This is a genomic window from Escherichia sp. MOD1-EC4550, from assembly GCF_963876935.1.
Classification (GTDB): Bacteria; Pseudomonadota; Gammaproteobacteria; order Enterobacterales; family Enterobacteriaceae; genus Escherichia; species Escherichia coli_F.
The window spans coordinates 33431-57058 of sequence record NZ_CAWNSE010000003.1 but is presented as its reverse complement, the minus strand read 5'-3'; the positions used below and the strand labels follow the sequence as shown (position 1 = coordinate 57058).

The following is a 23628-nucleotide window of genomic DNA, read 5'->3' as shown; positions in this document are numbered from 1 at the left end:
CATGATTACTAAAAATTTCCGACTGAATGCGCTGGCAAATAAGTATGCGTCGGCACTGTATAACCACATTACCTCCACCAGCGGCGGGGACTATTTCATGGTTGATGCGGACGGCGAGGCCGTCCGTGTGGAAATCGTCAATGGAGTAAAAGGCGTTCGCAGCCTGATCGATAGCTACACACTGGCAGCCATGAAAGTGTTCTACCCGCAGTGGGAAACCGTGGGGATAGAGCTTCTTGATCGTTGCGTCACTAAGGACGGATTGACTGACGTCGGGCGTGAGATATGGCAAAGCATGGTTAATGACATGGGCGCAACTGTAGCGGGAGGTTCTCATGCGTGAAAATGCAGAAATGGCGCTTAGCTCCGCAATCGGAGAGCAGGTGGCAAAGATTGCTGGCGCTGTGTGGATTCATAACCTTCATTCTACTGGTGAAGAGAAAATGGCAATTCAGACGCCAGAGGGACGCACCATTACTACATCTCTGAAGGTGTCAGATGTTTGTGATCTGATTTGCGCATTCATGTACCCAGCAATGAGGACTGTCCACGGCGATAAGTGGAAACTTGCGACAACCGCTGAATTTGATATGTGGCTAAACAATGATGGCATGCTGACTGATTACGGAATAACCAAGTGGCAGATGCTGGTTAGCCATATCGCAAACGCTATAGACCACGTGGGGTACGGTGATGCGAAACATTGATCTTATCCGTCAGGTTATCAGTGCGTCTGAAAACAACTGGCCTCATGTGCTGGGCTGCCTGAACATAAATGTCCCTGACTCTCCGCGCCGTCATGCTCCCTGCCCTGCATGTGGGGGCAAAGATCGATTCCGGTTCGATGACAACGGGCGCGGTAGCTTCATCTGTAATCAGTGCGGCGCTGGTGATGGACTGGATTTAATTAAACGCGTAAATAACTGCGACACAACAGAGGCGGCGCTTCTTGCCGCTGATGTTCTGGGTATTGATTACCGGACAACGGAAATACCAGAAGCCACCAGCCAGAAACGGGAACAACTGGAAACCGAGCGCCAGCGACGCGAACAGGAGCGCCTGAAAAGGGCAGAGAAGGACGAACAACAAAGACGGGATACGTTTTTCCGTCAGTTTGATGACATGCGCAGAAAGGCTGTAAACGGCAAATCTGATTATCTGGTTGCGAAAGGGGTAGGTGATTTTACATTCCCCGTGTTGCCCGATGGATCTCTGTTGCTGGCGCTGGTGGATAAATCCGGCGCAGTAACAGCAGCACAGACTATTACCTCACATGGTGAAAAAAGACTCCTGACAGGTTCAGCAAAGCGAGGGGCATATCACGCCATAAACGCACCAGAAACAACACAGAGCATCTTAATCGCAGAAGGGCTGGCAACGGCATTATCTGCCCATTTAATTCGTCCAGAGGCGCTGACAGTGGCGGCGATTGATGCCGGGAACCTGTTATATGTCGCCCAGGTACTGCGGGATAAATTTCCTTCAGCACAAATCATCATTGCTGCGGATAACGACCACAGCGAAGGAAGACAAAACACGGGGAGAATAGCAGCAGAAAAAGCAGCTTTATCTGTTTCTGGATGGGTGGCATTACCCCCGACAGATCACAAAGCAGACTGGAATGATTACCACCAAAAACACGGCATTAAATGCGCCACAGAAGCGTTCAATAAGTCAATGTACCAACCACAGGGTAATGGCGTGAAACAGGAGCCACAGACCATTGAGGGAAGCGATTTTAAGGTTATGGATACCGACCCACTGAAACCAAGAATAGAAAGCCGCGAGGATGGTATTTATTGGGTATCTCCGAGAGCTGACAGCCAGAGTGGAGAAATCATCAATAACGAAAGCTGGTTATGTTCTCCATTAAGCGTTATCGGTACTGGCAGAGACGATAAAGACCAGTATCTCATTCTTCGCTGGCTGTCGTTTGGTTCTGAAACGCCGACAACCGCTGCCATTCCACTGGCTGATATTGGTGAACGTGAAGGATGGCGCACACTTAAAGCTGGTGGGGTAAATGTCACGACCAAAAGCAGCCTCAGAGCAATACTGGCAGACTGGCTACAACGCAGTGGCTCTCGTGAATTGTGGCGTGTTGCTCATGCCACTGGCTGGCAATGCGGAGCGTACATCATGCCTGATGGGGAAATCATCGGAACACCTGAAAATCCTGTGCTGTTCAGCGGGAGAAGCTCAGCCGCAGCCGGATATACCGTCTCAGGGAGCGCGAAAAGCTGGCGTGATAACGTGGCGCGTCTGGCCTTTGGTAACTATTCAATGATGACCGGGATCGGCGCAGCACTGGCAGCGCCATTGATTGGGCTGGTGGGCGCTGACGGGTTCGGCATTCATTTCTATGAGCAGTCGAGCGCAGGTAAGACCACCACGGCAAACGTGGCGAGCAGCTTATACGGCAACCCTGATTTACTGCGGCTGACGTGGTACGGAACCGCGCTGGGGCTGGCAAATGAAGCTGCCGCCCACAATGACGGACTAATGCCGCTTGATGAAGTTGGTCAGGGCGCTGATCCTGTCAGTGTTTCACAGTCTGCCTATGCGTTATTTAACGGTGTAGGGAAACTGCAAGGCGCTAAAGATGGTGGAAACCGGGATCTAAAACGCTGGCGTACAGTGGCAATCAGCACCGGAGAAATGGATTTAGAAACATTTATCGCTACTTCCGGGCGAAAAACCAAAGCCGGGCAACTGGTGCGACTGCTGAATATTCCGTTGAGTAAAGCAGTACGCTTTCACGATTACCAGAACGGAAAACAGCACGCAGACGCACTGAAAGACGCTTACCAGCATCACCACGGCGCAGCCGGGCGTGAGTGGATTAAATGGCTGGCAGACCACCAGCAACAGGCAATTAAAACTGTTCGTGACTGCGAAAGCAGATGGAGAAGTCTGATCCCATCCGATTATGGTGAGCAGGTTCACCGTGTAGCCGCGCGATTTGCCATTCTGGAGGCCGCATTGCTGTTAGGCGAGGTTGTAACAGGCTGGGATGCTCAGACATGCCGTGATGCGATACAGCACAGCTATAACGCATGGTTGCGCGAGTTCGGCACAGGTAACAAAGAACATCAGCAGATTATTGAACAAACGGAGGCATTTCTTAATGCCTATGGGCTTAGCCGTTTTGCACCATTTCCATACAGCCCGGCAGATTTGCCCATCAAAGATTTAGCCGGATACCGTCAGCGTGGAGAACATGACGAAAGCCCAATGATTTTCTACACATTCCCGGCCACATTTGAAAAGGAGATCGCATGTGGTTTCAACGCAAAACAGTTTGCTGAAGTGTTGAAAAAAGCCGGGATGCTAACCCCACCAAACAGCGGTCGTGGATACCAAAGAAAATCACCACGTATTCAGGGACGACAAATAAACGTTTATGTACTCAATTACCAGCCAGGAGATTACAACTCATCTGAAGAATGAGCTTCTTCATGTGCGTAGAAAAGGCGTTGGTTCAGTTGGTTCAGTTGGTTCAATTTGTAAAGAGTATTGTTTTATAAGGATTTTATTCTTTTTATTGAACCAACACTGAACCAACAACACGGTATTTTGAACCAACACAATGTGACTGAATTGATGCGCACAACACCTGGCTGGCATCAGAGAGTGTTTTACGAGACTTTCGTAAAATCCTGTGTACAAGGGCGTGACGTTTTTGAAAGTGAGCACTACGAAATTTTCGTAGTTCAGAAAACAGCCCCTGAGAAGTTGTTATGCCTGTTCAGCAAATCATCCGCATAGCTGATCGCGAATCAAATTACCAATGGAGCCAGAAGCAAGGGCAGAACTGAAAAGCGCCTGCCGTGAAGAGTAATGCGACACCATAAATATAGTTTTTAGAGTCCATAAAAAACCTGTCAAAACCTGACACACAGAACGATGCCACCAGCTACTGAGCGGTGGCATTTTTTTGTGCTATCTGTTTCATATTTTGCAATTACGATGATGAATATTGCGATTTGTGAAACTATAATAACTGTTGTTTTATACAGTTATAAGGGGGCGTTATGGCTATTTCAGTAAAGCCGGTATTGATAAGTGAGAAGCAAATGGAAGCGATAAAGAAAATTCAGGAAGAGCAGCGTAAAAAATCAGGAATTGGAGTAGCGCCAACTCTGCATGAAATTGCACGAGGGTTAATAGATAAGGCGCTGGCAGGCTGTATGTGAAAATGGATGGCATCGCATGGAACTAAAATTTATTGATAACCCTGTGCGATTACAGGCCTTTCTTAACGAGCCTGGCAATACCGAAAATATTGTTGAGCCGGGGCACACGTACTACATCAAGCCTGATGCGGTATATCTCGGTATCTACGAAGGATTGGTGCTGGCTGGCGTTCATGAAGTGCGTAACTTCTGGCATAGCATTGTTGAATGCCATGCGGTGTACGACCCCGGATTCCGTGGTGAATATGCACTACAAGGGCATCGATTATTCTGCAAATGGCTTCTCGAAAACTCACCATTCCTTAACAGCATCACCATGGTTCCTGACACAACGAAATACGGACGGGCAATTATCCGTTTGCTTGGCGCTACCCGTGTTGGTCACCTTGATGATGCTTATATCAGATGTGGTAAACCCGTCGGCGTAACGCTTTATCAGTTAACTCGGCAACAATATAAGGAATTCAGCGAATGTTAATTACCCATATAGCTCATAAATATCTCAATCGTGCCGTATACGAAAAAGGCGGTGATGGTGGTGCCTCTAAAGCTCAGGCGAAGACCCAGCAGCAGGCAATTGATTTGCAGCGCGAGCAGTGGAATACGGTGATGAATAATCTCAAGCCGTATGCAGAAGTCGGATTGCCTGCTTTACAACAACTACAAGGACTGATGACTCTGGAAGGGCAGAATAAAGCCGCGAATGATTTCTTTGGTTCTGGTTTATATAAAACACAGGCAGATCAGGCCCGTTATCAGAACCTTGTCTCAGCAGAAGCTACCGGGGGGCTTGGCACAACAGCTACCAGTAACCAGTTATCTTCCATTGCGCCCATGCTTTATAACAATTGGCTCAGTGGGCAAATGCAAAATTATGGAAACCTGCTAAATGTCGGGATGAATGCGGCATCAGGGCAGGCAACAGCAGGGCAAAACTACGCCAATAATACCGGACAACTCTTGCAGGGGCTTGGCGCTATTCGTGCAGGTCAGGCGCAGCAGCCATCCAGTCTTGCGCGTGGTATTGGTGGGGCGGCATCAGGCGCTTTAGCGGGTGCGCAACTTGGTTCCGTTGTTCCGGGTATAGGTAATGTCGCCGGGGCTATTGGTGGTGGGCTTATTGGTCTTGTTGGGGGGCTTGGATTCTAATGGCGACATGGCAACTTGGCGGGCTGCCTAGCATGGCACCGCAAAATGATAATGCTCCTCGTTCTTCCGTTCCTCAGCCTGTGCAGTATCAGCAGCAGCCAAACGTAGGTTTAATGGCGCTACAGGGGCTAAGAGGCGTTGCTGAGATTAATCAGCAGGCACGTCAACAACAGCGTAAAGCAGAGTTTCAGAAAGCATATGCCGGGGCTTTTGAGTCTGGAGACAGAAACAAAATGCGCAGTCTTATTTCTGAGTATCCAGAAGAATTTGAAAGCGTTCAGAAAGGGATGGGCTTTATTGATGACGACCAGAGAAATTCTATTGGTCATCTTGCGACTAGTGCTCAAATCGCATCTTCGCTCGGAACTGGGGCATTTGGAAAATTCATAGCAGATAACGAAGATGAAATGCGTCGCTTGGGAATTTCTCCTGAGTCTGTTGCCGAAATGCATGTTAATGATCCACAGGAATTCCAGCGGCTTGCTGGTAGTATGGCACTGTTTTCTCTCGGTCATGAGAAGTACTTCGATATCAAAGATCGAATGGAAGGTCGGGATATTGAGCGTGGCAAGTTGGCAGAGACAATCCGCAGCAATCAGGCTGGAGAGGCGCTTCAGGCGAGAGGGCAGGATATTAGCCGAGCAAATGCGTTAACGTCAGCATATGCACCAACAGCCGCAATGCAGAATTACAATCAGTACGCGCAAATGTTAAAGGCGGATCCAGAGGGGGCAGCGGCATTTGCGGCAGCGGCTGGAATTAATACAAACGCCAAAAAATTAATGAGTGTTAGGGAAAACGATGATGGCACTGTCACAAAATACTACACAGACGGAAGTGAAGAGCAGGGAAAACTCAACCAGCCAATATCTGGAGATGGGTTTCGTCCAATAGCTTTGCCAACAGCCCAAAAGATCATGGAAAAGTCGCCAGAAGGGGCTAAAAAAGCTGCTGGATTTGCATACAGGGTTAGGGATGCTCTTGATTCAATAGATACACTGAGAGACCAGCTTAGCCCACAGCGAGTGGCGATCATTAATAATGCTTTGGGTAATGGGACGCTGGCTAACTTAACGCTCAGCCCAACAGAGCAGCAATACGTTGTTAATGCTAATGACGCAATAATGGCAATACTCCGTCAGGAAACAGGGGCAGCTATCGCACCTGCTGAAATGTCAAAATATTATCAAATGTATTTCCCTCAGCCTGGCGACTCCACAAAAACCATTGATACCAAGCGCCGGAAGATGGAAAACCAGTTCAATTCGCTGAAAGCTGCTTCTGGTCGAGCTTATGATGCTTTGCGGGTTATTTCAGCAGTTGACAGAGGAACTTCTTCTTCGTCGCAGACATTGCCGCAATCTGAGCAGGTATCACAGCCAGCAGCCAGCAGTAACTTTTCTTCACTATGGGGTGATTAATGGCTAAAGCATGGAAAGATGTTATCGCCTCTCCACAGTATCAGGCGTTAGCACCAGAACAAAAAGCGCAGGCTCAGGAGCAATACTTCAATGAAGTCGTGGCCCCGCAAGCCGGAGAAAGTGTAGAGCAGGCTAAGCAGGCTTTTTATGCTGCCTATCCACTACCATCAACGAATGAAATAGACCGATCCCAATCAGCAACTCAAAATATTCAACATACATCATCTGATAATTCTCTTGCGTCAGGGTATGCAAAGTTAGCTACTCAGCAAAGAGAGGGGCTTGAGCGTTCAGCAGAACAGGGAGCCAGTCTTGGGGCTGCGATGCGCGATGCTATAACAGGCGAAAGCCGAATGACTCCAGAGATGGAGAGACTGCAAAATGTCGCCTCTGCCCCAGAATTGAACTCACTAAGCATGGATGCCCTAAAGGCTGGATGGTCTCAACTTTTCGACTCTGACGCGTCTCAGGAAAAGATTCTTCAGGGAATGGGGGCGACATTAAGGCAGGATGAGAAGGGGAATACTATCGTTTCTCTGCCATCAGGTGATTATGCCCTGAACAAGCCGGGTTTATCACCGCAAGACCTGACTTCGTTTCTTGCTAATGCGTTGGCGTTTACACCAGCGGGCAGGGCTGGAACGGTGCTTGGTGCCATAGGAAAATCAGCAGCTACAGATTTAGCACTACAGGGAGCCACCAGCCTTGCTGGTGGAGAAGATATTGATCCGTTACAAACGGTAATTTCTGCTGGCATTGGTGGTATTGGTAAGGGGCTGGAAAATACAGCGAGTGCGGTTTCGAGGGCTGTTCGTGGTGATATGTCGCCTGAAGCAAAGGCTGCTGTCGACTTTGCATCGGAAAGAAATCTGCCGTTAATGACCAGTGACATGCTGAAAGATAAAACCTTTATGCAGAGTCAGGCTCAGACATTAGGCGAAAGAGTTCCTTTTTTTGGAACCGGTAAGAATCGGCTGAATCAACAACAAGCACGAGAAAATTTAGTCAGAACATTTAGCGATGGTCTGGGTGGCATTTCTGATAAACAGCTTTATGAATCTGCGACTAAAGGGCAACAAAAATTCATTGAGGCAGCAGGAAAGCGATATAACCGCATAATTGACGCTATGGGGGATACCCCTGTCGATCTCTCAAACACGGTAAAAGCTATCGACAATCAGATTGCCGTGTTAAGCCGCCCGGGCAAATCTCAGGATAGAGCCGCGGTAAAAGTCTTGCAGCAATTTAAAGACGATATCACCAGCGGACCAAATGACCTGCGTCTGGCGAGGGAGAACAGAACCGATCTTCGAAAGCGATTTATGGCGTCATCTGACACTGTTGATAAAGATACGCTCCAGAAAGCCAGCGATATTATCTACAAGGCATATACGGCGGATATGAAAAAAGCCGTAGCCAAAAATCTTGGAGCAGACGAAGCCATTAATATGGCAAGGGTTGATCGCTCATGGTCTAAATTCAATGACATGATGGGAAGAACGCGCGTTCAAAAGGCAATAGCCAGCGGCAAGGCCACGCCTGAGGATGTAACAAAACTCGTTTTTAGCCAAAGCCCATCAGAACGTTCTCAGCTTTACAGGCTTCTGGATGACAATGGTAGGCAAAACGCACGAGCAGCCATAGTTCAGAATGCTGTAGATAAGGCGACTGATCCGTCTGGAAATATCAGTGTCGAGAAGTTTATTAATGCGTTACACCGGAACAGGAAGCAATCAGCAACTTTCTTTAAAGGCGTACATGGAAAGGAACTGGACGGCGTTATTAAATACCTCAACGATACAAGACACGCGGCAAAAGCGAACGTTCAAAACTTAAATGGTCAGCAGCTTTATGGATTGTTAGTTGGTGGTGGCATCATAAACGCAGCAGTATTAGCGGGGATGCTAAAAACGGCTGCGTTTGTTGTTCCTGCTGCTGGTGCCGTAGGCGGAGCAGCGAAGGCATACGAAAGCCCTGTTATACGAAATGCCTTGTTACGTCTGGCAAATACGCCAAAAGGTAGCACAGCATATGACAGAGCGATCAGTACGGTCACACAATCGCTCACCAGAGTCGCACAGGCATCACAAAAAGAAGCTCAATAACTGGTTAGCCATGGATGGCTAATTTTTGTTCTTTGCTCTCATCCATAGGTAAAGAAGGGAAAGAACAAGACAAAAAACAGAGAATAGATAACCTACCTCATATGGTGCGCCAAAAAAATTAGCTATTGATACGGGCAAAAAAGCTGAAGCGATCAAAATTGAAAGGCAAAAAATAAGCCCAGTAATATAGTTTATTAAATTCTTAAATGAGAAATGTTTTGCTTGATTTACGGTCTTAGCGAATGATCGCTTAACGACGGATAAAAGCAAATAGATGGCGACAGTTGCTAATGCCCCTTTCCACCAATCTGGATATAGTTTTGCGACAATCAGACCAAGGAAAACCATGATGACAGCCTGAGCATTCACACCAACCCTCCCTTTAGCGTTGTTTAGAATGGCAATCATCATATATCCAAGACATGGCATTTGGTACATAGCTTGGGTCGGGATTTCAAATCCGCTCCCAGTTGATGGGGCCGTTACAGTACGCGCATATCCGCTTTATGTGAAACAGGAAGATTTTTCTGATATCACTGCCACAGCAAAACACCAATTTCGAGACAAGTACGCGCACGAGGGGTATCAGTTGCAAAAAATTTTGCAACTACGTCCGACCAGTATGCACACGATGGCGGGGGGATACCATAAAACTGTTCTCTACATGAGACAGAGTGGTGGTGATGTGTTGATTATCGGCGTATATGCGCACAGGACGCGCTATGACGATGTTTTATGCGGGTACACCAATACATGTATCTGGTGTGATAAATCGCGTTACATGACCTCTCATGTTGTGCTGGTGGTTATCACGACGTTCTGAATCTGGCCTTTGCCTGGTATTTTGCGACAAGTACGCGCGCGTAGCATCGAAATAATCGGATGGCGTATGCTGCTGGTAATATGAAGACCGATAGCATTAACCGAAAGGAGAAAGACTTCTCGATAACGGCAAGATCGCGGCAAGGGGGCTGAATTGCGAGGCGAGATTAAGCAACTGTCTTGAACGTAAAAATCATGGAGCAACATGCTGGTACGATTCATTCCATTCTTCGTTCTTTCTGAGCATTGCGTTCAGGCTTAGTCAAAATTAGTGTTGCGAGCGGACCTATTAGTAATTGTTAGTGCGATGCGTCTGTTATGGATTGTTATGCCTGTGGCAGGCCTGATTAATATCCAGTATGACCACCAGCTATGAGAGGCCACCTCAGTGGTTCGCAGTTGCAGGTTTGCACTCAGGTTCGCAGGGTTTTGGCTACTTTCACGTGCGAACCTGCAGAATTGCAAAGGACAACTAAGTCCTCTGGCCAACTCCCGGTTTATGAGCGACACAGTCCGCCTGGCGCATCGTTTTCGTCGAGTGCGCCCATCAGCTTGTCCATGGACTATCCACCACTCGATATTAAAGCTAATCATTGGTTGCCAGCCCGCGAATCAAGTTTGTTCTGGATCCAAGCTTCAACCTCCTCAAGCGACCATCTAGCTGATCTACCAATTTTAACTGGCTGTGGAAACGTGCCCGTCTTAACCCATGAGTAGATTGCCGTTTTCTTGAAGCCCGTTCTGAGCATGACTTCGCTTAATTTGATAAGGCGCATAGAGGCTCCTCTGCTTTAGATTAAGCATAGTGACAATCTGGCTTTGTGCGGTATCCAAAAGCGAGGTATCCATGTTGGTATCCACCAAAACGCTGTTTACCAAAAAAGTTACCACCGGAACAGGACATTTTGAGCTGTAACTTAACACATAGCATATGGAGTTCACGCATAGACTTCACGCACAACGGCTCCGACCAGAGAAGAATCACCCTGGCTGGCAATATAATGCCGATCACCATCAGAGGGGAATCCATGACACCACGAGAAATCGAGCTGCTGACCATTGCCAAGCTGGAGCATGACGGCTACCAGCTCAGCCCGGCAGAACTGCGGGAATTAAGGCGCCAGCTGGCAGAGGGCCCTGTAATAGCCAGGCGGTACCGCGAAATGATGACCAGCCCCACATATCGCTGGAGCAAACCAGCGCCGCTCCGTGCGCGGTGAGCAGCACCTAACCAGCACTAGACAAGCCCTGTGCTGGTGGATGTCCCTCATAATTAGCGGTTTTTAAACGGCGTGTTGGTTCACGGCCTCTTTTTGTTGGTTCAAAAATGGGGTGTGTTGGTTCACTTTTTGCGAATAATCCTTTTAAAAACAATACTCTTTACAAATTGAACCAACTGAACCAACTGAACCAACACCTTTTTGCTTATCTATATAGTCTGAGAGGCAGAAATGATAAGGGACAGGAAAGCTGAAGAGCTGGAGTCAAAAAGGCTATGCCGGAGAGCTGCCACACGATGGGCAGAAGTCATGACGCTGGCAGATGGCAATAAAGAACGTGAACATGCAGCAAACAGACGCTCTGAATGTATCCGTAGGGCGGCACGCCCACCAGCAACTACAGACAGATTCGGAGATTTAAGACAGGCAGTTAAGCGGACTCATTCGGCTCTTGGTATGGATGAGGAAGCGAGAGGGTACTTCAGGCGTTATCGCGATAAAGATTGCCAGAGACAGTAATGCTCTCTCTGTTTTGGCAAATTACCCCTCACTTTGAAGGGATCGGAGCTATAAAAATGGTGTTATCCGGCTTCCTGCATTGCAGGTTTTCGAAAGAATCAATGGGTTAGGTCATCGTGCAAATTTGCGCTCTGCCATCCAACGCAATTTCTCGTTGGCGGAAATATCAGGTATTTACTGAACGAACGGTCTACCCGCCTGTTCAACTACCAGTTGTACATGGCTGCTTTATGTGCAAATGGTGGTGAGAGAAAATTGTTTGGGGGTACTTTTGGGGGTATCTCCAAAGATGTAATGGGAAAATGTCTTTATATATCAATGTATTTTTATTGTTTGTTTTGTTCCTATTATCGCACCATTAAAATCAATAAGTTACCTCACATTCAATTACACCACGCCTTTCTCCTGTGCCATATTTCTGCCATTGTAACCCTGGCAATTTCTCAAAATACTGTTCTGACATCAGGCAGTGCAGGTGCAGACATTTAAGCCAATTGCTGCCGCCATTCCTTGACGTGGTCAATCAGGGCGCGGAGCTTTGGTGCAATATTGCGACGCTGTGGGAAATACAGATAGAAGCCCGGAAATTGTGGAAGAAAGTCATCAAGCAGCGATACAAGCTTACCGCTTTCAATATATGGCCTGAACGTTTCCTGAGTGGCAATTGTTATTCCTCCGCCGGCAAGAGCCAGCCTCAACATCAGACGCAGATCATTCGTCGTAATCTGCGGTTCAATCGCAAGGTCGAAAGCTCTACCGTTTTCTTCAAATGGCCAGCGATAAGGCGCAACCTCCGGGGACTGACGCCAGCCGATACACTTATGATTCACAAGTTCGCGCGGATGAACAGGTGTGCTGTTGGCTGCGAGATAGGAGGGGGAGGCAACGACCATTTCACGCTGCTTACCGGTAAGGGGAACAGCAATCATGTCTTTTTCAATGACCTCTCCGAGCCTTACGCCAGCATCGTAACCTGCGGCAACGATATCGAATTCCTCATCCGTGACAACAATATCAAGCGTAACGGCTGGATTGGCAGCTGCAAACGAAGCGATTAGCGGACCTGAAAGAAATTCTTCTGCTATCGACGTCACCGCGATTCTGAGATGTCCACGTGGTACATGGTCAGAGACTATCTCTTCGAACGCTGCCTCAATACCGGATAAAGGTAATGACAACGATTTATGCAGCCGTTCTCCCGCTTCCGTCAAATTAACTGAGCGCGTGGTCCGCATTACAAGCATTGTCCCGAATGCATCTTCAAGACGTCTTATTCCCTGACTGACCGCTGAACGGGTAACGCCCAGTCGTGCGGCGGCTTTACTGAAATTACTCTCTTCTGCTACCGCGATAAAAATGGGTAAAAGATTAAGATCGATTTTCATTGTTTAATGCCGCTAACCATTGAGTACATTGAAAGCAGGATACTGGAACCAATCATAAAGTTCTATTATCTCTCCGAACACATTTGAAGGAGAACGTAATGGATAAGGTCATATTAATCACCGGCGCATCAAGTGGTATTGGGGAAGGTATTGCCAGAGAGCTGGGAACGGCAGGTGCAAAGGTTTTACTGGGAGCACGCAGACTTGAGCGTATCGAAGCCATTGCAAAAGAAATCTGCCGCGCAGGAGGAATTGCTAAAGCGCGGGAGTTGGATGTCACAGACCGACAGTCCATGGCAGATTTCGTGCAAGCAGCGCTGGATAGCTGGGGGCGAGTTGATGTTCTTATCAATAATGCGGGCGTTATGCCGCTTTCACCGCTTGCAGCAGGAAAACAAAATGAATGGGAGCTCACTATTGACGTGAATATCAAAGGCGTACTTTGGGGAATTGGCGCTGTACTTCCGGTGATGGAAGCACAGGGTTCCGGTCAGATAATCAATCTTGGTTCTATTGGTGCCCTTTCTGTTGTGCCCACAGGCGCAGTCTATTGCGCATCAAAATTTGCAGTACGGGCTATTTCTGATGGCTTACGGCAGGAAAGCTCGAAAATCCGTGTGACCTGCGTAAATCCTGGGGTTGTAGAAAGTGAACTGGCTTCAACCATTACCCATGTGGAAACCATGAAGTCAATGAACGCCTACCGTTCTGTTGCACTTCAACCCGCGGATATTGCCCGAGCTGTAAGGCATATTATTGAATCTCCCGAAAGCGTTGATACAACCGAAATTACCATCAGACCTACTGCATCTGCAAACTGAAGAATAACTTTTATATTCACGTTTTATTAAATAGGTCGGGAGGAGAATTTATATCCACCTGTTTTGCATAGCAAGATGCATTATGTATTGCTCACCCCGAAGGAGATGAAGGTTTAATTACAGAAGGAGTATTTTCTCTTAGAGTAAATATGACTCATGTTTAATACCTATGTATATACTACTCACCCTCTCAATTGTCAGGAGAATTAACGTGAATACTATCTGTTCTTTAATTGTTGTGGTTGCACTGTCTTTATTATCATTCAGTAGCGTCGCCAAAACGATTACTGCCGTCGGTTCAACCATTAACAGCACTGAAAAAGAAATTTCTTTACAGGCAGAAAAACAAGGGAAATCATATAAAATTCTGGGCGCGTTTTTTAAGAACAGAGTTTATATGATAGCAAAGTTAACACCAGTCAGTAAAAATGATGCTTCATAAGGCTCATGGTATAATTTTTAAGACATGATCAAGAAGCACGTCTATTGACTCAAAATTGTCATTTGTCAGGCAATGGAATACCTGACAAATGACGCTATCCCAATCTATTGTACCAGTCGTTCTGCTAATTCTACCGATGCTTCGGTCTGGAGTAGTAGAGTAATATTGGACACAGTTTTATTTTCTCTCTTTTTCGAGGGCTGTATATGATCAGGAAGAATACATCCCTAAGCGGTTAATGCTGGCGTAATCAATAGACCAGCATTAATCACAGATGATTACCAATCAGACAGAAATGGTTAAATCGTCGAATTCATATTTAATACGTTTTCTTACGCCGCTGAACAACTTGAAAAGCAGGGAAAGGATGCATATTTTAAATATCAGTGAAGTGAACAGTTTATGGCCGTTATTAATAGAAATGGAGGAATAAATAGGCGTATTCTACTATTGCAACAAAAACAACGATATTGATCGGTTTTCATAATGAAGTAACCTGACAGATATAAAAATGTTGATTGAGGCTAAATTCCCGGATGAAGGTTGTCGAGGGAGCCAGGTACTTTTTTCTTATGGGTGATCTCCATTGCTGGATAGTCCCCTTGTACAGATAAGTCCGCTCTTTCTCGCTCAAAGCGGCCCCTGGAATTGAACGCAGAGTGACTACCTGACACAATATTGCACAGTGAAGAGTCGGTCGTTGTTAACGTTCAGATTTTCAATGTATCAATGACCATCCGCAGAGCGGGGGAGACGTTGCGATGAGGGTAATAGAGAAACAATCCCTCCATTCGCAGGCTGTAACGCTGCAACACTCTGATAAGCTTACCGTGTTCTAAATCATCCGCAACCAGTTCAACAGGAACATAGGCCAATCCGAGGCCCAGTCGGGCGGCTTCTGCTTCCATATAGCTGTCGGATAGGGCCCATTGCCCTTCAGGGCGATGAGTGATTTTTTTATCATCCTGATTGAGTTCCCACTGGTATACGCTGCCGTCGGCAAACTGATAGGCGATACAGGGATGCGCCTTTAAATCCGCCGGGGTTTGCGGAAAACCATAGCGACGAAAATGTTCCGGAGTCCCCACAATTGCCATCTCCATATCGGGCGTGATGCGTACCGCGACCATACCCTGGCCGACTTCAGGCCCCAGGCGGACACCAGCATCGAATCTTTCCTCGATGATATCGACGAACCGGCTCTCATTTATCAGTTCAAGCCGGATATCAGGATATCGCTGTTTAAATACCGCCAGCTTTGGCAGCAGGCATTTATCAATCGCGTGCTGGCTGGCATTGATACGCACCGTGCCGGAGGGCGTCTCTCGATAGTGCGCCAGTGTGGCAAGCCCAAGATCTAACATTTCAAATCCAGATGCCGTCTTCTGGTAGAGCTGCTCGCCTGCTTGCGTCAGCGACAGTTTACGCGTGGTGCGCACCAGCAGCTGGACGCCGAGCCTTTCTTCAAGCTCGCGAACAGAACGGCTGACTCCTGACTGAGCAAGACCCAGCCGCTGAGCCGCTGCGGTAAAGCTGCCTTCCCGCACCACCTGCATAAACAGGTACAGCTCGTTGTAGTTCTCCCTTTTCGCCATTGAAACATCCCCCCTTCATGCCGGCAATCTCCGCATTAATTTATAACAATATGGTATTAATCTTAGCATTAATCGCCCCCTAATCAGCACTAATTCTGCTCACTATAATGACCCCATCAAAGTAAAGTACCGCAGTGTTGTCCGTCGGAAACCTGTATCTCTCTGTTGTTTTTTATGGGGATTTTTATGAAAGCCTTCACCCGAACGCTAAAAACCGCGATGCCGACCATGCTGCTTTTCGCATCATTAAGTGGAGTCACGACAATGAGTTATGCTGATTCAACCAATCCTAATGCCCCTGTGTCCATGACAGATAAATGGGATAAAACGTTCGCCGAGAGCCAGAAAGTCGATCACCGTAAAGTCTCGTTCCCGAACCGATATGGCATCACCTTAGTGGGCGATCTTTACCTGCCTAAAGACCGTGGCGATCGCAAGCTGGCGGCGATTGCGGTCAGTGGGCCATTTGGCGCGGTGAAAGAGCAATCCAGCGGCCTGTATGCGCAGACGCTGGCGGAACGAGGGTTTGTTACCCTGGCGTTCGATCCTTCTTACACCGGGGAAAGCGGCGGCTATCCGCGAAACGTCGCCTCACCGGATATCAACACTGAAGATTTCAGCGCGGCGGTGGATTTCTTAGGGCTGCAAAAAGAGGTAGATCGCAACCGTATCGGGCTGCTCGGTATTTGTGGCTGGGGCGGCATGGCGCTGAACGACGTGGCGATGGATACCCGCGTTAAAGCGGTTGCTACCAGCGTGATGTATGACATGAGCCGGGCGATGGGCCATGGCGTGGGTGATGGCAAAGACCGTTATTCAACCGCCGATCGTCGTGCTGTTCTGCAGTATCTGAATGAGCAGCGCTGGAAGGATGCGCAGAGCGGAACGTTCGCTCACGGTGGTCATGATATTAATGTCGATAGCAACGGTAAGGTCAGTGCGGGCGAGCGTATTCTGCCAGAAACGCTGCCGGCAAATCCGCATCCGGTACTGAAAGAGTTCTTCGATTACTATCGTATGCCGCGTGGTTTTCATGCACGATCCGTGAACTCGACCGGGGCGTGGACGGCAACGATGCCGCTGTCGTTTATGAATATGCCGCTGCTGAGCTACGCCAGTGAAATCACCATTCCGACGCTGATTGTGACCGGTGAGAAAGCGCATTCACGCTATTTTGCTGAAGATGCTTACAAGGCGGTTGGCAGTAAAGACAAAGAGCTGGTGGTGGTACCAGGGGCAAATCACGTGGACCTGTACGATAACGTGGCCGGAAAAATACCTTTCGCGAAGTTCGAACAATTTTTCCAGACCAAACTGAAATAAAACCTCTCCTGAATTGATGCAAAGCCACCGGCCATAGGCTGGTGGCTTTTATCCTGGCCTTCGTGAAATTTCACTATGTCGACGCTAAACCAAACACCATCACCTCATCATCAGCGCCATACTGGGGCGGTATTTTTGCCATGACCCTGTGCGTGTTTGTGCTGATTGCTTCTGAATTTATGCCCGTCAGCCTGCTCACGCCGATTGCCCGCGATTTAGGCGTGACGGAGGGGTTGGCTGGGCAGGGGATTGCTATCTCCGGCGCACTGGCGGTTCTGACCAGCCTGACGCTTTCAACGCTAGCAGGAAAGATGAATCGTAAATTCCTGCTGCTGGGGATGACGGTTCTGATGGCCGTATCGGGGCTTATTATTGCGCTGGCTTCCAGTTATCTGATGTATATGGTTGGTCGTGCGATGATTGGTGTGGCGATTGGCGGATTCTGGTCGATGTCTGCGGCAACGGCGATTCGTCTGGTGCCGCAGCAACAGGTCACGCGTGCGCTGGCGATTTTCAATGCCGGTAATGCGCTGGCGACGGTCGTGGCCGCGCCGCTGGGAAGCTATCTGGGTGCCACGGTCGGATGGCGAGGCGCTTTCTTGTGCCTGGTGCCCATCGCGGTGGTCGCCTTTATCTGGCAGTGCATCAGCCTGCCCAGTATGGATGCGAATAAAAGCCGCACGTCACCTGGCGATGTATTCCGCATACTTAGCCGCCGCGTGGTTGCGGTTGGCATGCTGGCCTGCGGCCTGTTTTTTATGGGGCAGTTTGCGCTATTTACCTATGTGCGCCCGTTCCTGGAGACCGTGACGCTGGTTGATTCCTCAGGCTTGTCGTTGATTTTGCTGATTATCGGAGTAGCCGGTTTTATCGGCACGCTGGTTGTTTCGACATTCCTCAACAGAAAATTCTACCCTACGCTGATGGCCATACCTGGGTTGATGGCCGTCATTGCCATCGGCCTGATGCTGACCGGGCATCTGGTCTGGACGGTTTCGTTGCTGTTAGGACTCTGGGGCATGCTGGCCACCGCTGCGCCAACCGGATGGTGGACATGGATTGCGCGTACGTTGCCTGACAACGCCGAAGCCGGAGGCGGGCTCATGGTCGCGGTGATTCAGCTCGCCATCGCCCTTGGATCAACGGCAGGAGGCATTGTGTTTGACCGCCTTGGCTGGCAGAGCACGTTTGCTATGAGTAGCGTGCTGCTCCTTTGCGCTGGCGTACTGACCTTTGTTACCGCACGCCAGAAGGCCGGTGCGCTTTAGTCCGGCGAGGGCGCGCGTTGCTGAATAAGTTACACAAGGCGATGAGCGCCCACTATGGGTTGAGCGCTCTTTTAAACGATTTAGGTGATTTTCTAAAACGGCTACTGCAGATTTTTCTCTTAATTTATGGTATTTCCCCCGGAGGCGAGAAAGCGCTCTCCACGCCCGGCCGCAAGGATCACGACGACGGGGGCAGGCATGAATCCTCCTCCTGATGGAGACGTACAGAAGCGACTTCTGCCAGCACGGAGAGTGCCAGAGTATGCGCATCCCGGGCTTTGGGGAATATCCCGATGGGTGCCCGGATTTGCGCTGTCTCCTCCCTGGACCATCCTAGTTCGTGGAGCTTTTGCAGACGTAACGTGTGGGTTCGATAGCTGCCCAATGCGCCGAGATAAAAGGGTTTTGCCTCTCGCGCGGCCTGCAACACTGGCAGCTCCCGGTTGAGATCATGGCACAGCAAAATGACCGCCGTATCGGTATCGATCTGAGCGCTGGCTGAGGCCGGAAAAAGATCGAAGATATGGCTGTCATAGCCTGTGGCTGCTGCAAGACTCGCGGTTGCCTGCGCCTCAAGAGAACGTCCGTAAATCATCAGCCTGACGCATGGCCTGAACCCCACCTCAAAGCCATTGAGATTCCAGCCCGTTCGGGTTTGCGTGGGCAGGCACACCAGCGATTGAGCTTGCGGATCGTAGTGCAGACCCGCCGGTTTTCTCTGTTCCAGGCGGTTCAGCACGGCGAGCAGAGGCTGTGCCGAGCGTAGTTTATGGAGCGTCAGCGTGATCCCACCGCCGCAGGGCAGAACGATGTCAAACCACGGCGAACCTTCGCCATAGCGAATTTCGCGATCGCAGCCTGAGCCCATCACCTCCAGCGCTTCAAAAGCGGCAGCGGCCTCCACGCAGCCGCCAGAGACAAAACCGCAGTAACGACCATCTTCGCGCACCACCATCTGTGCTCCGAGCGGGCGCGCCGCGCCGCCGCGTATCTCCACCAGCGTCACCAGCACCGCTCCTTTACCGGACATTAGCGCCTCTACGGCGAAGCGCAGAATGGTCCGGTGGTCATCGGTGAGAAACGCCTGCTCTGGCTTATGCCAGTGCTCGTCTTTGTCAAAAAGCGAGTATGACATTGTTCCTCCTTAAACCACATCCGGCAGTTTATCGAGCAGCTTATCCAGAGTGATGGGATAATCCCGTACCCGAATACCGGTGGCGTTATACACCGCGTTGGCGATAGCCGCGCTCACGCCGCACAGGCCCAGCTCACCGACACCTTTGGCCTTCATCGGGGAGGAGATGGGGTCGGTATCATCCAGGAAAATCACCTCCTGTTTTGGGATATCCGCATGAACCGGCACCTCATACCCCGCCATATCGTGATTAACGAAGTAGCCCAAACGGTCATCTACCGCCAGCTCCTCCATCAGTGCCGCGCCCATGCCCATAGTCATCGCGCCAATGACCTGGCTGCGTGCAGTTTTCGGATTCAGAATGCGCCCCGCTGCGCACACGGCGAGCATACGCCGGACCCGAACTTCTCCCGTCGCGCTATGCACGCCGACCTCCACAAAATGCCCGGCAAAGGTCGATTGCTGGTACTCCTTGCTGAGAGTGCCGAACTCAATGCTCTCTTCCGCTGTCAGTCTGCCGCCTGCGGTGGCCTCATGTAGCGTGGCGCTTCGGGTACCGTTGGTAATCTTGCCGTCGGCAAACTGCGACTGCTCAGGATCAAACCCGACCGCCGAGGCAATCATTTCGCGAAGTTTCACACAGGCGGCGTAAACGCCGGAGGTGGAGGTATTCGCGCCCCATTGTCCACCAGAACCCGCAGAAACCGGGAAACTGGAATCGCCGAGGTGAACCGCAACCTGCTCCAGCGGTACGCCAAGCATTTCCGCTGCCGTCTGGGCCAGAATGGTGTAGCTGCCGGTGCCAATGTCGGTCATGTCCGTTTCTACGGTAACGGTGCCATTTTGTTCGAGGTGAACCCGAGCACCCGATTTTTCCAGCAGATTATTGCGAAAGCCCGCCGCAACACCGTGGCCGACTAGCCACTCCCCGTCGCGCACCTGTCCGGGTGTAGCGTTGCGCTGCTTCCAGCCAAATTTATCCGCTCCGGTGCGCAAGCACTCGATAAGCTGACGGCGAGAGAAGCGGCGCGTCGGGTCGGCGGGGTCAACCTGAGTGTCATTCAGGATGCGAAACTCGACGGGATCGATGCCCGCTTTTTCCGCCAGTTCGTCGATCGCGATTTCGAGCGCCATCAGACCGGGGGCTTCGCCGGGCGCACGCATGGCGTTCCCTTCCGGCAAATCAAGCGCGGCGAGCCGCAGGCCGGTATGACGGTTTGCCCCTGCGTAGAGTAATTCGCTTTGCTGTACCGCCGTTTCCGGCGTGCCGCCGGGCAGGTTTCCGGACCAGCTTTCATGTGAGATAGCGGTGATTTTCCCGCTCTGGTCGGCACCGATACGCAGGTGCTGAAGGGTGGCGGGGCGGTGCGTGGTGTTATTGGGAATAGTGGGGCGGGGGAGCATCACTTTAACCGGACGTTTCACCGCACGGGCGGCGAGGGCCGCCAGCAGCGCATCGCTTCTCAGGAATAGCTTGCCGCCAAACCCTCCGCCGATATACGGGGAGATAATACGCACATTCTCCACGGGCACTTTCAGCGTTTTTGCCAGATCGGTGCGGCACCAGTCAATCATCTGATTTGAGGTCCAGAGGGTAAGCTTATTTCCATCCCAGACGGCCATCGAGGCATGCGGCTCCATCGCCATATGGCTCTGGTCCGGGGTCGTGTATGTAGCATCAATTTTCACCGCAGCGGAGGTGAAAGCCCCGTCAAAGTCACCAACGTTTTTATCGGGCGTGTCTTCCGGCGGCTGACTGACGGCCTGTTTCTCGTCCGCCAGGGAGTAAGCTCCTTTATTACGGCGATAGTGCGCCTGCACCAGCGAGGCCGCCGCTCGCGCCTGTTCGAAGGTCTCGGCCACTACCAGCGCAATGGCCTGATGATAGTGCTCAATAGTGGGGCTGCCTAACAGCCTGGCGGTGTTTTTGTCGCCTTTGCCGAGTGCCCCAGCGTTACTGGCGGTAATGACAGCCAGTACGCCCGGCGCTTTTTGCGCGGCGTCCGTATCAAGGGCGGTGAGGCGTCCTTTGGCAATGGCGGAACCGACGATATAGCCATAGGCGGCGTTGGGGGCTTCTTCATGCCATTCGTAGGCGTAGCGTGCCATGCCGGTAGTTTTCAGCGGTCCGTCGATGCGGTCATGGGGACGACCGACAACCTTCAGCTGATCGATCGGGTTTTCCCCTGCGGGTTTATCAAATTTCATGCCTGTGCCCTCGCTTCAGCCAGTACGGAGGCAAGCGTTCGCTTCGCCAACAGGAGTTTAAAGGTATTTTCAGCGGTGGGATGGGCGCTGGCGAACAGCGCGTCATACACGGCCTGCGCCCCCTGGGATAGCTGAGCATCCGCAGCCTCAATGCGCCAGGGCTTATGTGCTACTCCGCCCAGCGCGACGCGCCCGCTGCCGTCAGGCTGAATAATCGCCGCGACCGATACCAGGGCAAAGGCGTAGGAGGCGCGATCGCGCACCTTGCGGTAGATATGTTTTCCGCCGAGCGGCGGAGGTAACGTCACCGCAACGATAAGCTCACCGGGAAGCAGGGCGGTTTCAATGTGCGGCGTTTTCCCCGGTGGGTGATAAAAATCAGCCAGTGTGATACTGCGAGTTTTTCCCTCCGGCGTGATGGTTTCCACCACCGCATCCAGCAACCGCATTGCGACCGCCATATCGCTCGGATGGGTGGCAATGCAGGCTTCGCTTACGCCTACCACCGCGTGCTGACGGCTAAAGCCTTCAAGTGCCGCGCAGCCGCTCCCGGGCAGGCGCTTATTGCAGGGCTGATTGGTGTCGTAAAAATAGGGGCAGCGCGTGCGCTGGAGCAGATTACCTGCGGTGGTTGCCTGATTACGTAACTGACCAGACGCGCCAGCGAGCAGAGCGCGGGAGAGTACCGCGTAATCACGACGCACGCGCTCGTGAGCCGCCAGGTCGGTGTTCCGTACCAGTGCGCCGATGCGCAGCCCACCCGCGTCGGTCACTTCAATCTTATCGAGCCCGAGCCCGTTCACATCGATAAGGTGGGTTGGCGTTTCAATTTCCAGCTTCATCAGGTCCAGCAGATTGGTCCCGCCAGCGATAAATTTTGCGCCGGGTACGCGCTGAGCGCTAAGTGCCGCCTCGGCAGGGGGGGTCACACGTTCATAGGTAAACGCCTTCATGATTTTATCTCCCCCGCAGCATCTTCAATGGCGGCAAGGATGTTAGCGTATGCACCACAGCGACAGATGTTGCCGCTCATACGTTCACGGATCTCATCGGCAGTTCTTTCTGGAGGGGAAACCAAATCGACCGTGACGTGACTGGGAATGCCGTCCTGAATCTCTTTTAGCACCGCTACTGATGAGCAAATTTGCCCGGAGGTGCAGTAGCCGCACTGGAAGCCATCATGCTTGATAAAGGCCGCCTGCATGGGGTGAAGATTCTCTGGTGAACCCAGGCCTTCAATGGTGGTGATCTCGGCCCCCTGATGCATGACTGCCAGCGTCAGGCAGGCATTAAGCCTGCGACCATTGACCAGCACGGTACAGGCTCCGCACTGTCCGTGATCGCAACCTTTCTTGGTACCGATCAGATGCAGATTTTCACGCAAAGCGTCCAGTAGCGTGGTTCGGGTATCCACCTCAAGCTGCTCGGTTTTGCCGTTCACCTTAAGTGTCAGGGGCATTATCTCTGGCGCGGGTGTAGCTGCCGGAACGCTTGCCGCAAGCGTAGAATGAGGATAAACCACGGCGGTCGCCGCCGTTGCGGCGCTCACTTTAATCAGATCGCGGCGGGTCAAACTAAAATCGTGCGGCTCGTGCTTCCCAACCCGATTATCTTCGGGGTATTCGCCTTGGTTGCTCATACCAGGCCTCCGGTATTCTAAAGGGGAAAATAAGAGTGCGTTGCGAGAGTGTTGATGCTTTTTTAAACGTTAAGCATAGTCGGTGAGAGCAGGAGGATTATTCTTAAAACGCGAATGCAGCTATGAGCCCGGCTAATTAATTCATATTCGCCGATGACGGGAGCTAGTTTATTGCTTTAGTTGTGCGATGCAAAAACCGATAAGGAAACCTGTGATTGTCAGCTCTGCATCACCCTGCAAATCGTTGTCACTTCTAACATAAAAATAGGGAGAAATGATGGTGCTTATATTAATTGGCGATTAGTCACCATTGCATTATACAAAACAATACACTTCTTTACATTTATCTTGTTTTATGAATACTCCTGAAGAGGTGTACA

General features: G+C 50.5%; 23 protein-coding genes and 1 pseudogene. 14 read left to right on the top strand and 10 right to left on the bottom strand.

Going from position 1 to position 23628, the window contains the following annotated elements; all coding sequences use genetic code 11:
- Position 1: 1 nt before the first annotated feature.
- The 8 genes from AACU19_RS02975 to AACU19_RS02940 all read left to right on the top strand — a co-directional run bounded on the left by AACU19_RS02975 (position 2) and on the right by AACU19_RS02940 (position 8871).
- A complete protein-coding gene (locus tag AACU19_RS02975; protein ID WP_000628966.1) occupies positions 2 to 343 on the top strand; it encodes a hypothetical protein in 342 nt (113 codons plus the stop codon).
- Entirely contained in the window at positions 336 to 707 is a 372-nt protein-coding gene (locus tag AACU19_RS02970; protein WP_032293867.1) for a hypothetical protein, read from the top strand. The genes AACU19_RS02975 and AACU19_RS02970 overlap by 8 nt, the downstream gene beginning before the upstream one ends.
- Positions 694 to 3450: a TOPRIM and DUF927 domain-containing protein gene (locus AACU19_RS02965; protein ID WP_042009141.1), complete on the top strand. Its 2757-nt coding sequence runs from the start codon at positions 694 to 696 to the stop codon at positions 3448 to 3450. Before AACU19_RS02970 ends, AACU19_RS02965 begins: the two co-directional genes overlap by 14 nt.
- A gap of 584 nt (positions 3451 to 4034) precedes the next feature.
- Positions 4035 to 4196: a hypothetical protein gene (locus tag AACU19_RS02960; protein WP_001018524.1), complete on the top strand. Its 162-nt coding sequence runs from the start codon at positions 4035 to 4037 to the stop codon at positions 4194 to 4196.
- A gap of 16 nt (positions 4197 to 4212) precedes the next feature.
- On the top strand, positions 4213 to 4674 hold the full coding sequence (locus tag AACU19_RS02955) for a DUF2824 family protein (protein WP_001468271.1): 462 nt from the start codon (positions 4213 to 4215) through the stop codon (positions 4672 to 4674).
- Positions 4668 to 5345, top strand: a complete 678-nt coding sequence (locus AACU19_RS02950; RefSeq protein ID WP_042009138.1) for a hypothetical protein — start codon at positions 4668 to 4670, stop codon at positions 5343 to 5345. The genes AACU19_RS02955 and AACU19_RS02950 overlap by 7 nt, the downstream gene beginning before the upstream one ends.
- Positions 5345 to 6766, top strand: coding sequence for a phage DNA ejection protein (locus AACU19_RS02945; protein WP_042009135.1), 1422 nt, complete (start codon positions 5345 to 5347; stop codon positions 6764 to 6766). Before AACU19_RS02950 ends, AACU19_RS02945 begins: the two co-directional genes overlap by 1 nt.
- A complete protein-coding gene (locus tag AACU19_RS02940) occupies positions 6766 to 8871 on the top strand; it encodes a hypothetical protein (protein WP_042009131.1) in 2106 nt (701 codons plus the stop codon). The genes AACU19_RS02945 and AACU19_RS02940 overlap by 1 nt, the downstream gene beginning before the upstream one ends.
- Before the next feature lie 18 nt (positions 8872 to 8889).
- Here AACU19_RS02940 and AACU19_RS02935 read toward each other — a convergent pair whose 3' ends face one another.
- Complete coding sequence (locus AACU19_RS02935) at positions 8890 to 9279, bottom strand: hypothetical protein (protein ID WP_050491750.1); 390 nt, start codon at positions 9277 to 9279, stop codon at positions 8890 to 8892.
- Between the two features lie 181 nt (positions 9280 to 9460).
- Between AACU19_RS02935 and AACU19_RS02930 the strand changes: the two genes are divergently transcribed.
- Positions 9461 to 9694, top strand: a complete 234-nt coding sequence (locus AACU19_RS02930; RefSeq protein WP_072254306.1) for a hypothetical protein — start codon at positions 9461 to 9463, stop codon at positions 9692 to 9694.
- Between the two features lie 589 nt (positions 9695 to 10283).
- Here AACU19_RS02930 and AACU19_RS02925 read toward each other — a convergent pair.
- On the bottom strand, positions 10284 to 10442 hold the full coding sequence (locus tag AACU19_RS02925; RefSeq protein ID WP_049066248.1) for a helix-turn-helix transcriptional regulator: 159 nt from the start codon (positions 10440 to 10442) through the stop codon (positions 10284 to 10286).
- A 189-nt stretch (positions 10443 to 10631) separates the two neighbouring features.
- On the bottom strand, positions 10632 to 10769 hold the full coding sequence (locus tag AACU19_RS02920) for a hypothetical protein (protein WP_192826041.1): 138 nt from the start codon (positions 10767 to 10769) through the stop codon (positions 10632 to 10634).
- Positions 10770 to 11144: 375 nt separating this feature from the next.
- On the opposite strand from AACU19_RS02920, the gene AACU19_RS02910 reads away from it, so the two are divergent.
- On the top strand, positions 11145 to 11432 hold the full coding sequence (locus AACU19_RS02910; RefSeq protein WP_032293875.1) for a PerC family transcriptional regulator: 288 nt from the start codon (positions 11145 to 11147) through the stop codon (positions 11430 to 11432).
- A 485-nt stretch (positions 11433 to 11917) separates the two neighbouring features.
- Here AACU19_RS02910 and AACU19_RS02905 read toward each other — a convergent pair whose 3' ends face one another.
- A complete protein-coding gene (locus AACU19_RS02905) occupies positions 11918 to 12817 on the bottom strand; it encodes a LysR family transcriptional regulator (RefSeq protein WP_105277137.1) in 900 nt (299 codons plus the stop codon).
- Between the two features lie 98 nt (positions 12818 to 12915).
- Here AACU19_RS02905 and AACU19_RS02900 point away from each other — a divergent pair, with 98 nt between their 5' ends.
- Complete coding sequence (locus AACU19_RS02900; RefSeq protein ID WP_032183319.1) at positions 12916 to 13638, top strand: SDR family oxidoreductase; 723 nt, start codon at positions 12916 to 12918, stop codon at positions 13636 to 13638.
- 163 nt (positions 13639 to 13801) lie between these two features.
- Positions 13802 to 14080: a hypothetical protein gene (locus AACU19_RS02895; protein ID WP_105277139.1), complete on the top strand. Its 279-nt coding sequence runs from the start codon at positions 13802 to 13804 to the stop codon at positions 14078 to 14080.
- A gap of 412 nt (positions 14081 to 14492) precedes the next feature.
- Here the strand turns inward: AACU19_RS02895 and ykgR are convergent.
- Positions 14493 to 14561: pseudogene (gene ykgR / locus AACU19_RS02890) on the bottom strand (small membrane protein YkgR); the annotation flags it as partial.
- Between the two features lie 229 nt (positions 14562 to 14790).
- A complete protein-coding gene (locus tag AACU19_RS02885; protein ID WP_001119037.1) occupies positions 14791 to 15675 on the bottom strand; it encodes a LysR family transcriptional regulator in 885 nt (294 codons plus the stop codon).
- 264 nt (positions 15676 to 15939) lie between these two features.
- On the opposite strand from AACU19_RS02885, the gene AACU19_RS02880 reads away from it, so the two are divergent.
- Positions 15940 to 16998, top strand: a complete 1059-nt coding sequence (locus AACU19_RS02880; RefSeq protein WP_123057653.1) for an alpha/beta hydrolase — start codon at positions 15940 to 15942, stop codon at positions 16996 to 16998.
- A gap of 140 nt (positions 16999 to 17138) precedes the next feature.
- Positions 17139 to 18266: an MFS transporter gene (locus tag AACU19_RS02875; protein WP_105278665.1), complete on the top strand. Its 1128-nt coding sequence runs from the start codon at positions 17139 to 17141 to the stop codon at positions 18264 to 18266.
- 178 nt (positions 18267 to 18444) lie between these two features.
- On the opposite strand, the gene paoD is transcribed toward AACU19_RS02875, so the two are convergent.
- From paoD to paoA, 4 genes are read right to left on the bottom strand one after another with little or no spacing between them, the layout of a single operon-like run.
- Entirely contained in the window at positions 18445 to 19401 is a 957-nt protein-coding gene (gene paoD, locus AACU19_RS02870) for a molybdenum cofactor insertion chaperone PaoD (protein WP_105278653.1), read from the bottom strand.
- A gap of 9 nt (positions 19402 to 19410) precedes the next feature.
- The gene (gene paoC, locus AACU19_RS02865) at positions 19411 to 21609 is read right to left on the bottom strand and encodes an aldehyde oxidoreductase molybdenum-binding subunit PaoC (protein WP_105278652.1); all 2199 of its coding nucleotides are present in this window, start codon (positions 21607 to 21609) and stop codon (positions 19411 to 19413) included.
- Positions 21606 to 22562, bottom strand: coding sequence for an aldehyde oxidoreductase FAD-binding subunit PaoB (gene paoB / locus AACU19_RS02860; protein ID WP_105278651.1), 957 nt, complete (start codon positions 22560 to 22562; stop codon positions 21606 to 21608). The genes paoC and paoB overlap by 4 nt, the downstream gene beginning before the upstream one ends.
- Positions 22559 to 23248 carry an aldehyde dehydrogenase iron-sulfur subunit PaoA gene (gene paoA, locus AACU19_RS02855; RefSeq protein WP_000070682.1) on the bottom strand — a complete coding sequence of 230 codons (690 nt, stop codon included), beginning with the start codon at positions 23246 to 23248 and terminating at the stop codon, positions 22559 to 22561. The genes paoB and paoA overlap by 4 nt, the downstream gene beginning before the upstream one ends.
- Positions 23249 to 23628: the final 380 nt, after the last annotated feature.

Coding starts and splice junctions, on each gene's coding strand:
- AACU19_RS02975 (WP_000628966.1), top strand. CDS start 2: ATGATTACTAAAAATTTCCGACTGAATGCGCTGGCAAATAAGTATGCG.
- AACU19_RS02970 (WP_032293867.1), top strand. CDS start 336: ATGCGTGAAAATGCAGAAATGGCGCTTAGCTCCGCAATCGGAGAGCAG.
- AACU19_RS02965 (WP_042009141.1), top strand. CDS start 694: ATGCGAAACATTGATCTTATCCGTCAGGTTATCAGTGCGTCTGAAAAC.
- AACU19_RS02960 (WP_001018524.1), top strand. CDS start 4,035: ATGGCTATTTCAGTAAAGCCGGTATTGATAAGTGAGAAGCAAATGGAA.
- AACU19_RS02955 (WP_001468271.1), top strand. CDS start 4,213: ATGGAACTAAAATTTATTGATAACCCTGTGCGATTACAGGCCTTTCTT.
- AACU19_RS02950 (WP_042009138.1), top strand. CDS start 4,668: ATGTTAATTACCCATATAGCTCATAAATATCTCAATCGTGCCGTATAC.
- AACU19_RS02945 (WP_042009135.1), top strand. CDS start 5,345: ATGGCGACATGGCAACTTGGCGGGCTGCCTAGCATGGCACCGCAAAAT.
- AACU19_RS02940 (WP_042009131.1), top strand. CDS start 6,766: ATGGCTAAAGCATGGAAAGATGTTATCGCCTCTCCACAGTATCAGGCG.
- AACU19_RS02935 (WP_050491750.1), bottom strand. CDS start 9,279: ATGATTGCCATTCTAAACAACGCTAAAGGGAGGGTTGGTGTGAATGCT.
- AACU19_RS02925 (WP_049066248.1), bottom strand. CDS start 10,442: ATGCTCAGAACGGGCTTCAAGAAAACGGCAATCTACTCATGGGTTAAG.
- AACU19_RS02920 (WP_192826041.1), bottom strand. CDS start 10,769: ATGCTCCAGCTTGGCAATGGTCAGCAGCTCGATTTCTCGTGGTGTCAT.
- AACU19_RS02910 (WP_032293875.1), top strand. CDS start 11,145: ATGATAAGGGACAGGAAAGCTGAAGAGCTGGAGTCAAAAAGGCTATGC.
- AACU19_RS02905 (WP_105277137.1), bottom strand. CDS start 12,817: ATGAAAATCGATCTTAATCTTTTACCCATTTTTATCGCGGTAGCAGAA.
- AACU19_RS02900 (WP_032183319.1), top strand. CDS start 12,916: ATGGATAAGGTCATATTAATCACCGGCGCATCAAGTGGTATTGGGGAA.
- AACU19_RS02885 (WP_001119037.1), bottom strand. CDS start 15,675: ATGGCGAAAAGGGAGAACTACAACGAGCTGTACCTGTTTATGCAGGTG.
- AACU19_RS02880 (WP_123057653.1), top strand. CDS start 15,940: ATGAGTTATGCTGATTCAACCAATCCTAATGCCCCTGTGTCCATGACA.
- AACU19_RS02875 (WP_105278665.1), top strand. CDS start 17,139: ATGACCCTGTGCGTGTTTGTGCTGATTGCTTCTGAATTTATGCCCGTC.
- paoD (WP_105278653.1), bottom strand. CDS start 19,401: ATGTCATACTCGCTTTTTGACAAAGACGAGCACTGGCATAAGCCAGAG.
- paoC (WP_105278652.1), bottom strand. CDS start 21,609: ATGAAATTTGATAAACCCGCAGGGGAAAACCCGATCGATCAGCTGAAG.
- paoB (WP_105278651.1), bottom strand. CDS start 22,562: ATGAAGGCGTTTACCTATGAACGTGTGACCCCCCCTGCCGAGGCGGCA.
- paoA (WP_000070682.1), bottom strand. CDS start 23,248: ATGAGCAACCAAGGCGAATACCCCGAAGATAATCGGGTTGGGAAGCAC.